This is a genomic window from Tenacibaculum sp. Bg11-29 (assembly GCF_002836595.1).
Classification (GTDB): Bacteria; Bacteroidota; Bacteroidia; order Flavobacteriales; family Flavobacteriaceae; genus Polaribacter.
Genome location: NZ_PJBB01000003.1, coordinates 2,629,914 through 2,645,073, shown reverse-complemented (window position 1 = coordinate 2,645,073; position 15,160 = coordinate 2,629,914). Strand labels below are relative to the sequence as shown.

Genomic DNA, 15,160 nt, shown 5'->3' with positions numbered 1-15,160 from the left:
ATAGCACGAAAATACTAATAATTTTGTGAGTATAAATATAGAATTCCTCTAAATTAAAGGTTTTTAAGGGCTTCCTTAATTGAAATTTTTTGATCATCTTTAAAAGCAACTACCCAAGCATCTTTATAACCAACTTTTTTTGCTTCTATCAAAACTTTTTTAATTTCTGTATAAACAGCTGTACTACCATAATAATATTTATAATAATTATCTATAAACATTAACTCTACATTTTTTAAGCCTTTAAAATTATAGCTAGCTTCTTTTATGTATTTTCTTGAAGCTGCTATTTGTACTTTGAACCTTACTCCTGCTGGTGTTTTTTTAACAACAACTTTTTCTATGGGCTTTTTTACAACTTTCTTTACTACTACTTTTTCTGCGGTACTTTTTTTCTTTGGTTTTACAACTATTTTAAGAGGTGTTCTTTTCTTTTCGGTTTTTACGATATAATTATCTTGAACCTTATTCAGCTGTAATCTTTTTATATATTTTTTTATCGCTTTAGCAATAGCCTTAGCCATTCTAATTTGTCCTGTTCTTGAGTTTAAAAACTTTCCTTCTGTTTTATTTGATAAAAAACCTAGTTCTATTAATACACTTGGCATTACCGTTTCTCTTAAAACTAAAAAATTAGCTTGTTTTACTTTACGATTATAGCGTTTTAAACTCTTAAAATTTGTTTGTACTAAACCTCCAAAGCCTAAACTTAAATCTAAATTTTCTTCTTGTAAGACAGATAAACCTATTAATGACTCTGGTGAATTAGGGTCATAATCATAATTTTGTTTATAATTATCTTCTAATAAAATAACTGCGTTTTCTTTTCTAGAAATCTCAAGATTTTCTTTGTTACCGTTTAAACCGAGCACATAAGTTTCTGCTCCATGTGGTTTACTAGAGTTATTAGCATTACAGTGTACAGAAACAAATAAATCTGCTTTTTTTGTATTTGCTATTTTAGCTCTATTATGTAATTCAATAAAATCATCAGTTTTACGCGTATAAATTACCTTTATATCTTTAGATGTTAACAACTCTTTACCCAAATCTAACACTACTTGTAATGCTATTTTCTTTTCTTTGTAGCTTCCTCTAGAAGCACCACTATCTTTACCTCCATGTCCAGCATCTAAAACAACTGTATATTTTTTCTGTGCAGAAACTGTAGTTGAAAACCCCAACAAAAAGAAGATTGAGGTTAAAAACAAAAAATATATTTTCACAAGATTATATTTACTTAATTTTAAGAATTCCATCAATAAAATTTAACTATTTTTGAATTTTACTTTAAGGCATTCAAATAGTACGCCAAAGTTTTTAATTTAACACAAAAATAGTATTTATAAAATTGCGAACAAATCTAACTTACATACTTTTAATTATATCTCTTTTTTGCTTTCAATTAAGTATAGCTCAAAATATTGAAAAAGCAAGTGTTTCTCAGCAAAAACCTGAGACACAACGTGCATTAAATATTTCAAAAGATACTTTAATTAATTTAAAAAAAGAAAGCCAATTAAACATAAAAAGAGATTCTATAGCCAATGACTCTATAAAACCTAAAGAGGTTATTGATGGAATTATAACTCATAACGCGAAAGACTATACAATACAAAATGCAAAAAACAAAACTGTTACCTTATATAATGAAGCACAAGTAATTTATACAGATATTGATTTAAAGGCAGGGATAATTCTTCTTGACTATAAAAACAATACTGTTTCTGCTAAAGGTATTAAAGATAGTTTAGGGTACCATCAACGTCCAGTATTTAAACAATCAGGGCAAGAATCTGAACAAGATTCTATTTTATTTAATTTTAAAACAAAAAAAGCATTAGTTTACGGTGTAAAAACGGATCAGAATGGAATTATAACGTATGCAAAAAAAACAAAACGTGTAAATGATTCTACTATATACATGCGTCAGTTACGTTTTACAACCTCAAAGAAGAAAATACCAGATTATTATATTCAAACAAATAAAGCAAAGTTAGTTCCTGGTAAAAAAATAATTATTGGTGGTAGTAATTTGGTTATCGCAGATGTACCTACACCTGTATTTTTACCCTTTGCTTATTTTCCTATGACAGATAAAAGAACTTCTGGTTTTCTTATTCCATCTTGGGGAGATAGTAATAGTCAAGGTTTCTTTTTACAAAATGGAGGATACTATTTTGCCTTAAGTGATTATTTTGATTTAAGTCTTTTAGGAGATATATACACTAACGGAAGTTGGGGATTAAGAGCAGATTCAAATTACTATGTTCGTTATAAATTTAGTGGTAGCTTTAGTACTCGTTTTGAAAATATAATACAAGGTATTCGTGGTTTAAGTAATTATAATAAATCTTCAAACTTTAATATTCGTTGGAGTCATAGTCAAGATACTAAATCTAGTCCAAATTCAAGATTTACTGCTTCTGTAGACTTAGGGAGTAGCACTTATTACAGGCAATCTTTAAATGAACTTAACAGTTCTCAGTTTTTAACCAATACCTTAAATTCTTCTATCTCTTATTACAAAAAGTTTGTAGGTACACCATTTAACATGAATGTTACTGCAACACATTCTCAAAACACCAATACGAAAGCCATTACAATGACATTACCTTCATTGCAATTAAATATGGATCGTATTTATCCGTTTACAGGTAAAGGAGGCGTAAAGAATAATCCTATTCAAAAAATGGGGCTAAACTATAGCATGCAAGGAGATTATAGAATTAGCACAACTGATGATGAATTCTTTACTTCTAAAATGTTTAAAACTGCAAAAAAAGGAATTCAACATAATTTAAGTACAAGTACTAATTTAAAAGCTTTTAAATATTTTACTCTATCACCAAATGTTAGTTATAAGGATATTTGGTATTTTGATAAAATTAATAAAAGCTATGACCCTAACGCAACAAATTCTGAAGGTAATTTGGGTGCTGTTGTTAATGATACAATAAGCGGTTTTAATCGTTTTCATGAATATAATTTTGGAGTATCTTTATCAACCAACATTTATGGAACTTTTAACTTTAAAAAAGGTCGTTTAAAAGCTATTAGACATACTATTAGACCTACTATTTCTTATGGGTATAGACCTAATTTTGCTGAAAATTACAATTTACAAACACAACAAAATGCAGACCCTAATGATTTATTAACCTACTCTCCTTTTGAAGGAGGAATATACGGAGTACCCGGTAGTGGCGTAAGTAATTCTATTAATATCTCTGTTAACAATGTTTTAGAGGCTAAAGTAGCTCCTAAAGACCCTGACAGTGATGAGGAAGATAAAAAAATAACTCTCTTAAATAACTTAAACTTTAGTACGAGTTATGATATTACCAAAGATAGTTTGCGTTGGAGTCCTTTAAGTGCAAATGCAGGAACTCGTTTATTTAAAGATAAATTGGCTTTAAATGTAAATGCTCGTTTTAATCCTTACCAAATAGATAGTAAAGGAAATAACATTAACAAATTCAACTCAAACATATTAAGATTAACCAATGTAGGGGTTACTGCAAACTACTCTTTATCTAGCCAAGATTTTGAGAAGAAAAAAAAGGGAGAAAAAGACACCTCTAAAAAAAGTGGTAATGGAGCCCAAAATACTCCCGATGTATTTGGACAAAACACACCTGCTACAAATGATTTTTCTACTAATTCTGAAAATAAGACTAAAGAAACGGAACTATATAAGGCTAAAATTCCTTGGAAATTAAACTTAGCCTATGCTATGAATTATACCAACGATGGACTTGCCAGCAATGTTGCAACAAACTCTTTAATGTTTAGTGGAGATGTAGAACTGTCTCCTAAATGGAAAGTTGGTTTTTCTTCTGGTTACGATATTAAAGATAATGCATTTACCTATACTCGACTTTCTTTCTCTAGAGATTTAGATAGTTGGCGTTTAAATTTTAATTGGACTCCTTTCGGTATAAATTCTTCATATAATTTCTTTATTGGGGTAAAATCATCTGTTTTAAGCGATTTAAAATGGGATAAAAATAAACCACCAGATAGAGTTCTATTTTAATATCAAAAAAACAAACACAACTTTAATATTTACATAATGAAAAAAATTATAACTACTAGTAAAGCCCCTACTCCTATTGGTCCATACAATCAAGCTGTATTAAGCGGAAATACTTTATATACTTCTGGTCAGATTGCTTTAAACCCAGAAACAGGAGAATTAGTGATGGATTCTATTGAAATAGAAACAAAACAAGTAATGGAGAACATGAAAGAGGTTTTAGCTGCTGCTGAAATGACTTTTGAAAATGTTGTAAAATCATCTATTTTTATTTCAGATATGAATAACTTTACTAAAATAAACAGTGTTTACGCTAATTATTTTAATGAAGAAACTGCACCAGCAAGAGAAACTGTTGAAGTTGCTAACTTACCTAAGTTTGTTAATGTAGAAATAAGTATGATTGCTATTAAATAACCACTAAAATTTAGTTTGATTCTTATTTTTTTAGATGAATTTCATTAACATTGAATATAATTCATTGGTGCGGAATCATATTTTTAAAGATTATACACAAGTAAAGAACAAACTCAAAAACACGAATGAAATTTATCAAACATACAACGGAAACAGCACCAGAAAAATCTAAAGAATTATTGAAAAAAGTTTTGAATAAGTTTGGATTCATACCAAATCAAGACAAAATCCTTGCTATTTCACCTTCAATTTATCAAGCATATAATCAATCATTTGATTTATTTCTAGGAAAATCGAGTTTAGGTCTTTTAGAAGGACAAATCGTTATTATGACTGCAAGTTATGAAAACAATAGTCCTTACTGTATGGCTGTTCATACTTGGGGGATGGAAATGACTAAAGTCCCAAAAGATGTTATAGAATCTTTAAGAAACGGAAATCCAATTGCAGACTCTAGATTGGAAATGTTGCGAGATTTTACAAAAAAATTAATGATGAATAAAGGTCACCTTGATGAGAAAATACTAAGTGCTTTTTTTGACACTGGATTTACACAAGAGAACGTGATTGAAATAATTGGAGGAATTTCTGCAAAAACAATTTCTAACTATGTGAATGTAATTGCGAAAACAGAAGTTGATGAAATAATGGAGAAATACAAATGGGAAAAATAAACTCAGTGTACAACAAAAAACTGAGGTAGAAAACAAATCTTTTCTTCATTAAATTTATGTAATATTATTCTAGGCTCAAAATGCTATTACTTGGTATTTTGAGCTTTTATTTTTTAGATAAACACTACTTATTTTGACAAAACGGAAACATACTTTTCATCATAAGGTAAACCAGATTTTGCAATAGCAAAACTTTGTTTGACTAACTTATTTGAAACGGCTATTAAAGCTAGTTTTTTACTCTTTCCTTTGTTTACAATACGCTCATAAATATCTCTACATGCTTTATTGTGTTTACATGCATTAAAGGAACATAAAAACAAGAGATTCCGTAATTTTCGATTACCTACTTTACTTATTCTACTTCGTCCTCTTACACTACTTCCTGACTCTCGTATTGTTGGGGTTATACCAACATAACTACAGAGTTGTTTTGAGTTTTCAAACTTGGTAAAACCATCGGTTATTACAATCATAAATAAGGCTGTTTTAAGTCCTATTCATGGAATACTTGTCAATAAAGTTAATTGTACTTGCTGCTCTTGTTTTACTAATGATAATAGCTTTTTTTCTAAATACTTTTTTATTCGTTTTAAACTACGATATACATATTTAGATGGAATATCTAAAACTTCCTCTCCATGGATTTTATTCTTTGTCGCTGTACGTTTCTTCATACAACTATCCATCAATCTAAACAATTGCAAACATTCACTTTGAACATTTGTAAGCGCTATATATAAAGGCACTTCATTTATTTGCCCATATTCACAAATGGCTTTGGCATCACTTTTATCTGTCTTTATTTTCGCTAATTTCATTTGAATAAATCGCTTAACCAATAAAGGATTTACTACTGAAACAATAATGTTTTGTTTGTATAAAAACTGAGCTAATCGATAATGATAATACCCTGTTGCCTCCATTACAACTAATGATTCTTTAGTAAGTCTTTTTAGAAAGGACTTAAAACCAGATGCATTATTTTTAAATTGATCATGGCAACTTTTACTTCCATGAACATCAAATACGTCTTTGCTAATGTCAACTCCAAAAATTTCCTTATATTTATTCATAAGAACTGATTTATGAAAGAATAAGCTACTTGACTCACAACAACTTGAAATCGAGATCTAGGTCTCACAGAACTGAACGTGATTTTTAGTAGAAAAGAGAGCCAATTATCAATGTTGTCGAAAGTCAATGCTTCACCGTATAAATTAACCTTAATTTTCTCTTTTATTCTTTCTGATTTATATCTTTTAAATTTAACCTTTTTATTAAATTGCTAACTTAAGCAGTATATAAAAATAGCGCGTCGTTGCTAAGATAAAGGTTCGAGCATTTTTGGAAAGTCGCCAAATTTTTAAATTTGACAAATTCCCAAAAATAAAATAATTAGTAAAATTTAAAATTCGGCTTGTGTTTCATCCGAAAATTATCGCTTATTTTCAGCGCTAATTTTCATATACAACACCGTTAGCGAAAATTTTAAAAGCCACCATAAAAAACCGAAACAAATTGCTTCGGTTTTCTTATATAAACATAAATTATTCTAAATAGCTTTCATTAGTAATTCGGCTGTTGCAGGATTTGTAGCTAGCGGAACATTATGTACATCACACAAACGTAATAACATCGTAATATCTGGTTCGTGTGGATGTTTTTCATGAGGATCTCTAAAAAACAATACCATGTTACATTTACCTTCAGCTACTCTACTTGCTATTTGAGCATCACCTCCATAAGGCCCTGATAAAAATTTAGTTACTTTAAATCCTGCTTTTTCGGCTTTAGCACCTGTTGTTCCAGTTGAAATTAATTCTATATTTTTTTGAAGTAAAACAGACTTCTGCTCATTTAAAAATTGAACCATTTCTGCTTTCATTCCGTCGTGTGCAATAATTGCTATTTCCATAATTTTAAAATTAACTAAAAATTCCCGCTAATAGCGGGAATCCGTATTAAATTAAGGTCGATCTATATTATAAAGAAGCTGAATACTCTAATAAATCAACAATTTTGGTAGCATATCCAAACTCGTTATCATACCAAGAAATTACTTTAAAAAAGTTTTCATTTAGTTCTAAACTAGCATCTGCATCAACTACTGATGTTCTTGTTTCAGAAACAAAATCTTGAGAAACAACGGCATCTTCAGTATATCCAACAATTCCTTTAAATTCATTTTCTGAAGCAGCTTTAAAAGTTGCCATAATTTCTTTTAACGACGTTGCTTTTGCTGTTTTAAATGTTAAATCTACTAAAGAAACATCAGCTACAGGAACTCTAACTGCCATACCTGTTAATTTACCTAACATTTCTGGAATCACTTTAGTTACTGCTTTTGCTGCTCCTGTAGAAGTTGGTATAATATTATTTATTACAGAACGTCCTCTTCTCCATTTTTTATTTGGTCCATCAACTGTACTTTGCGTAGATGTTGCTGCATGAACAGTTGTCATTAAACCTTCTGTCATACCATAAGCATCATTAATAATTTTCACTAATGGTGCTAAACAATTGGTTGTACATGAGGCATTAGAAATAATATTTTCATCTGCTTTCATCTCTTTATGATTCACGCCCATAACGTACATCTTAGCATCCTTTGATGGTGCAGAAATAATTACTTTTTTTGCCCCTCCTTTTATATGTAACGCAGCTTTATCTTTATCTGTAAAAAAACCAGTTGACTCTATAATATACTCCGCAGCTACTTCATTCCACTTTAAATCCTCTGGATTTCTATTTGCTGTAATCCTAATTTCTTTTCCATTTACAACTAAATTACCATCTTTAACTTCTACATCTCCTTTAAAACGTCCATGAACAGAATCATATTTTAATAAATAAGCTAAATAATTTACGTCTAATAAATCATTAATCCCTACAATCTCTATATTATTTCTATTAATTGCTGATCGAAAAGCCAGTCTTCCTATTCTTCCAAAACCGTTAATTCCTATTTTAATCATTTCTTTATTTTTATATTCTAATTGTCGTTTTAACTTAAAAAACACGACATTTCTTATCTAAATTGTATAAACAAAGATAAAAACTTCTTTTCATAAAAAAACCTGTTAGTTATAATAACTAACAGGTTTTTAATCAAAATGAAAAATTACTTTATAAAGACGCCGAGTATTCTAGTAAATCAACAATTTTAGTTGCATAACCAAACTCATTATCATACCAAGAGATTACTTTGTAAAAAGTACTATTTAATTCTAAACAAGCGTCTCCATCAACAATTGATGTTTTTGTTTCTGATACAAAATCTTGTGATACAACTTTTTCATCTGTATACCCCAATACCCCCTTTAACTCTCCTTCAGAAGCTTCTTTTAAAGCTGCTTTAATTTCTGCTAATGACGTTGATTTTTTGGTTTTAAAAGTTAAATCTACTAAAGAAACATTTGCTACAGGAACTCTTACTGCCATTCCTGTTAATTTTCCTTCTAAAGCTGGTATTACTTTTGTAACTGCCTTTGCTGCTCCTGTTGATGCAGGTATTAAATTGTTTAAAACCGATCTACCTCTTCTTCTATCTCTATTCGGACTATCTACCACTCCTTGACCAGATGTTGCGGCATGTATGGTAGTCATTAAACCTTCTACTATTTCAAATTTTTCATTTAAAACCTTAGCTAAAGGTGCCAAACAGTTCGTTGTACAAGAAGCATTAGACATAATAGTATCTTCTTTGGTCATTTCGGTATGATTAACCCCCATTACAAACATTTTTGCATCTTTAGATGGTGCAGATATAAATACTTTTTTTGCACCTCCCTTTATATGTAAATTTGCTGCCTCTTCTGTTAAAAAGAAACCTGTAGATTCAATTATATATTCTGCTCCCACTTCACTCCAGTTTAAATTTTCAGGATTTCTTTCAGATGTAACTCTAATTTCTTTTCCATTTACAACCAACTTTCCTTCTTTTACAGATATTTCTCCATCAAAGCGTCCATGAACAGAATCGTACTTTAATAAATATGCTAAATAATCTACATCTAGTAAATCGTTAATCGCGACAACCTCAACATTACTTCTGTTGATTGCTGCTCTAAAAGCGATTCTACCTATTCTTCCAAATCCATTAATTCCTATTTTAATCATATTTATTATTTTTATTATAATTTTTATGTTGTCATGATATCGGAGACTCTTAATAACTCCATATCAATACTATTTTCTCCTTTAATTGCTTTTTCTAAATCAGTGGCTACAATTTTATTATTCTGTAAACCAACCATTAAATTTGTTTGGTTATCAAGTAAAAGTTCAACTGCTTTAACTCCTAACCTACTGGCTAAAACTCTATCAAAACAAGTAGGTGAACCACCTCTTTGCATGTGTCCTAAAACCGAAACTCTCACTTCGTATTCTGGTAAATTCGCTTCTACATAATCAGCTAATTCAAAAACGTTTTTACCTGTTTTATCTCCCTCTGAAACGACTACTATACTAGATGACTTTCCTGTTCTTCTACTTTTCTTTAAAGATTCTAGCATTCTTTCGACTCCTAAATTCTCTTCTGGGATCAGTATTTCTTCTGCTCCAGCTCCTACACCCGCATTTAAAGCTATAAAACCAGCATCCCTTCCCATTACCTCCACAAAAAACAACCTATTGTGTGATGATGCTGTATCTCTAATTTTATCAATAGCTTCAACTGCTGTATTTAAAGCTGTATCATACCCAATTGTATGTGTGGTTCCTGAAATATCATTGTCTATAGTTCCTGGTATACCTATAATAGGAAAACTGAACTCTTTATTAAAAACTACACCTCCCGTAAACGAACCGTCTCCACCAATTACAACCAAAGCATCAACATTATGTTCTTTAAGGTTTTCGTATGCTTTTAATCTACCTTCTTTAGTTCTGAAATCTTTTGACCTTGCTGATTTTAATATCGTTCCTCCTTTATTAATAATATTATTTACGCTACGCGCTGTAAAAGGAACTAGATCTCCTTCTATTAACCCTTGATAACCTCTGTAAATCCCCATACATTCAGTACGATAATAAGCACATGCTCTTACTACCGATCTAATTGCCGCATTCATACCAGGAGAATCCCCTCCTGAAGTCATGACTGCTATTTTTTTTATTTTTTCCATAAGATGAATATCAAATTTACTCATTTTAAATACAAAGTCTATCAATCAAAATTTTATTAACTACTCTAGTTTTTTTAAAAATAATTCGTCTTCTTTTATAGATTGAATAAAAGCTGTTAAAGGTCTTCTTATAAATTTTTTAGGCAGATTTATGTTTCTTTTACCTAACTCTTCTTTGATTATTCCTCTTGCATGATACCCTACAGATCCTATAAAATATAATGGGACTTCTTTTAACTCTGACTCATACTTAAGTAGTTGTTTTTCAATGAATTCTGATATACAAAAGGTTATAATATTTTTAGCATATGGATGTTCTATATTTTCAAATAAAAACCGTGCATATTTAGCTAAATATTTATTGGGCATTTTTGATCCATAGAGTTTAGAAAGCACTTTATCACTATTTAAATTAAACTCTTTTTCTAAAGAAAATTTTAAATCTTCAGGAAGTTCTTTATGATAGTAGCTTCTTAAAACCTGTTTACCTAAATGGTTACCGCTTCCTTCATCCATCAAGACATAACCCATTGACTTTACTTTCTGTTCAATTGTTTTCCCATTAAAAAAACAACAATTAGAACCTGTTCCTAAAATACATACTACCGATGGGGTTTGAGATGCGGACAAAACTGCCAACATTAAATCTTCTTTTATTACTATTCTTGATAAAACAGGAAAAAAACTGTTAAAAACATCCTTTACCTTTTTATCTCCTTTTATATTATTGCATCCCGCACCAAAAAAAAAAACAGCTTCTATTATATTTTTATAATTGGTTAATTCTTTACTATTCTTAAGAATATCATTAATATGCTTCTTCTTTAAAACTGAAGGGTTTATTCCTTCTGTTCGCAACCTAATAACTACCTTATTACTTTTAAGTTCATACAAAAACCAATCACATTTTGTAGAACCACTGTCTGCTATTAAAATCATCCTAAGAAGCTTTTAATTGTATGTTATTCTGCTTTATTCGAACTATTAAGTCATTTACTAATGTTTTTCCATATTTAACAGCATATTCTTTTGCTTTTTCAGACATAATATTCTCTTTATTTTTTTTATTTACAATAGTAAATGGTGTGTTTTTTTGTGAGAAATTAAAATAATTTTTATTGTCATCTAAATATTTCTCTGAATAAAAGCTCGTACACACAATTAATCCGTCTATTATATCCTCTGATAATAAATTAATATAATTAATTTCTTTTCTTGGGTTATTACAGGTTTGATAAACCATAACTCTGTGGCTATTATCACTAGTTTCTTCTGTTATACCATTTACTAAATTGTAAAAAAATTCATTTTTAAAATCAGGTATAATCACACCGATTATAAAGTTTTTTTTACTCTTTAAGTTTCGTGCAAAAAAATTAGGTATATAGTTTAACGACGAGGCAATTTTTCTTATTTTCTCTTTAGTTATACTACTAATTTCATGACTATCATTTAAGGCTTTTGAGACAGTAGATATCGAATATCCTGCTTCTAAAGCAATGTTCTTTAAGGTTATTGTACTTTGCATATTTAAAAAGATTTTCCGCTGATTTGAGTATAAAAAGATTCAAAACATCCCCTATCGGCCATTGTTACAAAACATTGTTTTTTTTCTAATCCTCCAAAAGTTATATTAGTAGGCTTTTTTCCTTTTAATGACACCTTTTGTAGCAACTCTCCCTTAGGTGATAGTATAGCCACAGTACCTTTGCCATATCTACAAACATATAAATTACCCAACTTGTCACAACGCATACCATCTAAACCAAAATCAATAAAACTTTTAAATAATTTTTTATTTCTAACACCACCATCTTCGTTAAGATCATATACCCAAATTTTCTTTTGATGAGATTCATTTACGTATAATTTTGTTCCTAATGAATTAACTGCTATACCATTTGTTGTCCCCATATTTTCTTCAAGCAATATTATTTTATTATTTTTTAGCATCCATAAATTACCTGTGTTACTAGACCAATTCGGATCACTTAAATATATAATACCTGAAGGCGATATAACCAAATCATTAGGTTGGTTCATATTTTTATTATGAGCATAAACACTTGGCTTTATTGAATCTTTTTTAACAATTAATACATTATGATTAACATAATCTGCTATATACATATTGTCTTCTTTATCAAATCTAATTCCGTTACCAATACTGCTTTTAGAAAGCGTAGTATATAAGGTTGAATTACCTTTTTTATCCACTTTTCCTATAGTACCTTCTTTATTAAAGTTTACAGCATAAAGATTTCCTTTACTATCTACCGCAGGTCCTTCAATACCTTTGGTAAATAAATGTTCTTTTGTAAAATCAAACGCTATATAATAATTCTCTTTTTTACAGGAGCAAAATAAAAATATCAGACAACTTAAATAATAAAATAATTTCTTCTGTTCTATTTTTATTTTACTCATTTAAACTAATATTTTTTATTAGTTTTTCTAATGATAAATGAATCATAAGTTCAGTATCTTCCATAGGTTTTCTCAGATTATCAACACTCTTTTTAATTAAATCTCGCTCTTTTAAACCAGGAACTTTTTTATCTCTTAATACTTTTAAAAGAAATATAGATACGGAGTTTAAATCTCTATAAGATGCTTCTATATTTTTTAATAATGGATTCATTTCTAACTTAAAAAAATCATTGTAATTATTACTCCATTTATTTAATAAAAAAACAATTTTATCTTTATCTTCTTTAGAATATTTTCTTAAAAAACTTTCTGTTGCTTTATTAAAAGCAATTGCATCATCGGCATCTACAGAACAAGCGTCTGCAAAAAGAGTAAAAGGTGAAAATGATTTATATTCTGTACCTCCTTTATTTCTTGAGTATATTTTTAAAGGCTCGTATATTTTTGATAAAACTTTTAAAGGTTTTATATCTTGATTCTTAGTAAGGTTTCTTAAAATAACAGCTTTATTCTTTATATGAGTAATACCTAATTCTTCTAATTGATTATTTACAACTTTCAATCGTTTTTTCATATTTTCAACATCTTTCACTCCTTTAGAAGACCAAAATCTTTCTGCAATTGCCGCTGTTCTTGGCCAAATTCTAGAATCAATTGTAAGAGGTGTTACTAATTCACTCCACATGGTTGCTTCAGCTCCTAAAACTCTTTTTAACTCTTCTTTAGTTAATATTTCATTACCTATTGGGTCTACTAAGTAATGATGTTCTACAGACAATACTCTGTCTATATAATATCCATTAGAAAGCACTGTTTGATACCCTTTTTTAGCAGCTTCAATTAAAGTACTTTGTTTTAACCCCTCATGTTTTCCTCTCCAAGAATGAATAACTGCTGTTGTTGGAAGAGATGGTGTTAAAATCTCATCCCATCCCATTAGTTTTTTATCTAATTTTTTTAATATTTTTTCTAATTTAATATTAAAAAAAGTTTGTAGATCGTGGTTTGTTTTTAATTTATGTTTTCTTTTAAATGCTTTAATCTCTACATTTTCATTCCAATGTTTGCCTTCATTTTCATCTCCTCCAATATGAAAATATTCATCTGGAAATAGTGGAGCTATCTCTCTAAATAAAGTTTCTAAAAAAAGATAAGTAACTTCTTTTGCAGGGTTTAAAGTCGGATCGAAAACACCTGCAAATCTCTCAACTTTATAATCATAACCTTCCTTACTTCCTAACTCTGGATATGCTGCTAATATTGCAGATGCGTGGCCAGGAACATCAAACTCAGGAACAACTCTAATTCCTAAATCAGAAGCAAAAGCAACGACATCTTTTATTTGCTCTTGGGTATAAAATAACCCGTCAGCCGCAATTTCTTGCAATCTTGGATATACTTTAGACTCTACTCTAAACCCCTGATCATCTGTTAAATGCCAATGAAAAACATTTAATTTCACAGATGCCATTGCTTTTAAGTTTCTTTTTATAACATCAATTGGTTGAAAGTGTCTTGCAACGTCAATCATTAATCCTCTCCATACAAAGCGTGGTGAATCCTTTATCGTTACACCTTCAAAAAAATGATTATCACTATTAAAATTAACCAACTGTAAAAGAGTTTCTAATCCTCTAACAGCTCCAACATCTGTTTTTGCATTAATTTTAACCTTGTTACTTTTAATTTCTAAAGAATATGACTCATCACTTTCTATATTTAAATTAGATACAGTTTCGAAATTAATCTCTATTGCTCCTTTTTTTGTTTTTACAGGAAAACCTGTATTAATAAAAATACCTGTTCTGTTAGAAAGTCTTCTTAAAAAACTTACTGATGCTTTGTGAGCCCTCTTTTTCAAATCAGCTCCTAAAACACTAATTGTTAGTTTTTCATTTATTATAAAATGAGTATTATTCTCTTCTACTTCTTGTGGCCAAGGCATTAAATTGTATTTTTCTGATAATGCTTTTTGAGAAAAAGAATGTTCTATAAAAATACCTAAGATTATAATTAAAATTATTTTCTTCATTTATTCAATTTTATATATTTTTCAATAATAAATCTATTTATTCCTGCTGCTTTTACTTTTTCTATTCCTGATTGAATTAAAGTATCATCTTTTATTAAAACCTTAAATGAAAATTGATGATTTTTAATTACTTCTATTGTTGTAAAAGCTAATGTTTCTGTATATTTATCTCCTTCTAAAACATAAGATCCAGCTCCACTATAAAATTTTTTATTTCCTGTACTTTCTTGGTTAAAGAATGAAAAATGTGTCTTATTTATAATTTTTATAAACGTTGTGTTTGATAAATCCTTTAATTTAACAGAATCATTTTCTACAACCTCAGCATAAATCATTTTCCAAGTACCTTCTATATTTTTTGAACTTTTTAGTGTGTTTTTTTTACCACAAGAGAAAATAAAAAACAGAAATATTAAGTAATATATTGTTCCTTTCATTT

13 protein-coding genes and 1 pseudogene are annotated in these 15,160 nt (G+C 29.1%); 3 read left to right on the top strand and 11 right to left on the bottom strand.

Annotated features, from left to right (window positions below):
• Nucleotides 1–53 precede the first annotated feature (53 nt).
• Complete coding sequence (locus CXF68_RS11990) at nt 54–1,259, bottom strand: N-acetylmuramoyl-L-alanine amidase (RefSeq protein ID WP_101044992.1); 1,206 nt, start codon at nt 1,257–1,259, stop codon at nt 54–56.
• Between the two features lie 92 nt (nt 1,260–1,351).
• Between CXF68_RS11990 and CXF68_RS11985 the strand changes: the two genes are divergently transcribed.
• The 3 genes from CXF68_RS11985 (at nt 1,352) to CXF68_RS11975 (ending at nt 5,130) form a co-directional block, all read left to right on the top strand.
• Entirely contained in the window at nt 1,352–4,039 is a 2,688-nt protein-coding gene (locus tag CXF68_RS11985; protein ID WP_198553810.1) for a putative LPS assembly protein LptD, read from the top strand.
• Between the two features lie 36 nt (nt 4,040–4,075).
• Nucleotides 4,076–4,456, top strand: a complete 381-nt coding sequence (locus CXF68_RS11980) for a Rid family detoxifying hydrolase (RefSeq protein WP_101044990.1) — start codon at nt 4,076–4,078, stop codon at nt 4,454–4,456.
• A gap of 125 nt (nt 4,457–4,581) precedes the next feature.
• Nucleotides 4,582–5,130: a carboxymuconolactone decarboxylase family protein gene (locus CXF68_RS11975; RefSeq protein WP_101044988.1), complete on the top strand. Its 549-nt coding sequence runs from the start codon at nt 4,582–4,584 to the stop codon at nt 5,128–5,130.
• Between the two features lie 128 nt (nt 5,131–5,258).
• Here the strand turns inward: CXF68_RS11975 and CXF68_RS11970 are convergent.
• The 10 genes and pseudogenes from CXF68_RS11970 to CXF68_RS11925 all read right to left on the bottom strand — a co-directional run bounded on the left by CXF68_RS11970 (nt 5,259) and on the right by CXF68_RS11925 (nt 15,158).
• Nucleotides 5,259–6,206 (bottom strand): annotated as a pseudogene (locus CXF68_RS11970) (IS110 family transposase).
• Between the two features lie 479 nt (nt 6,207–6,685).
• Complete coding sequence (locus tag CXF68_RS11965) at nt 6,686–7,048, bottom strand: methylglyoxal synthase (RefSeq protein ID WP_101044986.1); 363 nt, start codon at nt 7,046–7,048, stop codon at nt 6,686–6,688.
• A 67-nt stretch (nt 7,049–7,115) separates the two neighbouring features.
• On the bottom strand, nt 7,116–8,108 hold the full coding sequence (gap, locus tag CXF68_RS11960) for a type I glyceraldehyde-3-phosphate dehydrogenase (RefSeq protein ID WP_101047498.1): 993 nt from the start codon (nt 8,106–8,108) through the stop codon (nt 7,116–7,118).
• Nucleotides 8,109–8,259: 151 nt separating this feature from the next.
• A complete protein-coding gene (gap, locus tag CXF68_RS11955; protein WP_101044984.1) occupies nt 8,260–9,252 on the bottom strand; it encodes a type I glyceraldehyde-3-phosphate dehydrogenase in 993 nt (330 codons plus the stop codon).
• 23 nt (nt 9,253–9,275) lie between these two features.
• A complete protein-coding gene (gene pfkA, locus CXF68_RS11950) occupies nt 9,276–10,259 on the bottom strand; it encodes a 6-phosphofructokinase (RefSeq protein ID WP_101044982.1) in 984 nt (327 codons plus the stop codon).
• Between the two features lie 60 nt (nt 10,260–10,319).
• Nucleotides 10,320–11,198 (bottom strand): N-acetylglucosamine kinase, encoded by an 879-nt coding sequence (locus tag CXF68_RS11945; RefSeq protein WP_101044980.1) that lies wholly within the window; start codon nt 11,196–11,198, stop codon nt 10,320–10,322.
• A gap of 1 nt (nt 11,199) precedes the next feature.
• Nucleotides 11,200–11,787, bottom strand: coding sequence for a LacI family DNA-binding transcriptional regulator (locus CXF68_RS11940; RefSeq protein WP_101044978.1), 588 nt, complete (start codon nt 11,785–11,787; stop codon nt 11,200–11,202).
• A gap of 2 nt (nt 11,788–11,789) precedes the next feature.
• The gene (locus CXF68_RS11935; protein WP_198553809.1) at nt 11,790–12,686 is read right to left on the bottom strand and encodes an SMP-30/gluconolactonase/LRE family protein; all 897 of its coding nucleotides are present in this window, start codon (nt 12,684–12,686) and stop codon (nt 11,790–11,792) included.
• Nucleotides 12,679–14,721 carry a beta-N-acetylhexosaminidase gene (locus tag CXF68_RS11930; protein WP_101044976.1) on the bottom strand — a complete coding sequence of 681 codons (2,043 nt, stop codon included), beginning with the start codon at nt 14,719–14,721 and terminating at the stop codon, nt 12,679–12,681. The genes CXF68_RS11935 and CXF68_RS11930 overlap by 8 nt, the downstream gene beginning before the upstream one ends.
• Nucleotides 14,718–15,158 (bottom strand): hypothetical protein, encoded by a 441-nt coding sequence (locus CXF68_RS11925; protein ID WP_101044974.1) that lies wholly within the window; start codon nt 15,156–15,158, stop codon nt 14,718–14,720. Before CXF68_RS11925 ends, CXF68_RS11930 begins: the two co-directional genes overlap by 4 nt.
• Between the last annotated feature and the right edge of the window lie 2 nt (nt 15,159–15,160).

Excerpts from the sequence above, each read along its gene's own strand:
- CXF68_RS11990 (WP_101044992.1), bottom strand. The coding sequence starts at position 1,259 with ATGGAATTCTTAAAATTAAGTAAATATAATCTTGTGAAAATATATTTT.
- CXF68_RS11980 (WP_101044990.1), top strand. The coding sequence starts at position 4,076 with ATGAAAAAAATTATAACTACTAGTAAAGCCCCTACTCCTATTGGTCCA.
- CXF68_RS11975 (WP_101044988.1), top strand. The coding sequence starts at position 4,582 with ATGAAATTTATCAAACATACAACGGAAACAGCACCAGAAAAATCTAAA.
- CXF68_RS11965 (WP_101044986.1), bottom strand. The coding sequence starts at position 7,048 with ATGGAAATAGCAATTATTGCACACGACGGAATGAAAGCAGAAATGGTT.
- gap (WP_101047498.1), bottom strand. The coding sequence starts at position 8,108 with ATGATTAAAATAGGAATTAACGGTTTTGGAAGAATAGGAAGACTGGCT.
- gap (WP_101044984.1), bottom strand. The coding sequence starts at position 9,252 with ATGATTAAAATAGGAATTAATGGATTTGGAAGAATAGGTAGAATCGCT.
- pfkA (WP_101044982.1), bottom strand. The coding sequence starts at position 10,259 with ATGGAAAAAATAAAAAAAATAGCAGTCATGACTTCAGGAGGGGATTCT.
- CXF68_RS11945 (WP_101044980.1), bottom strand. The coding sequence starts at position 11,198 with ATGATTTTAATAGCAGACAGTGGTTCTACAAAATGTGATTGGTTTTTG.
- CXF68_RS11940 (WP_101044978.1), bottom strand. The coding sequence starts at position 11,787 with ATGCAAAGTACAATAACCTTAAAGAACATTGCTTTAGAAGCAGGATAT.
- CXF68_RS11935 (WP_198553809.1), bottom strand. The coding sequence starts at position 12,686 with ATGAGTAAAATAAAAATAGAACAGAAGAAATTATTTTATTATTTAAGT.
- CXF68_RS11930 (WP_101044976.1), bottom strand. The coding sequence starts at position 14,721 with ATGAAGAAAATAATTTTAATTATAATCTTAGGTATTTTTATAGAACAT.
- CXF68_RS11925 (WP_101044974.1), bottom strand. The coding sequence starts at position 15,158 with ATGAAAGGAACAATATATTACTTAATATTTCTGTTTTTTATTTTCTCT.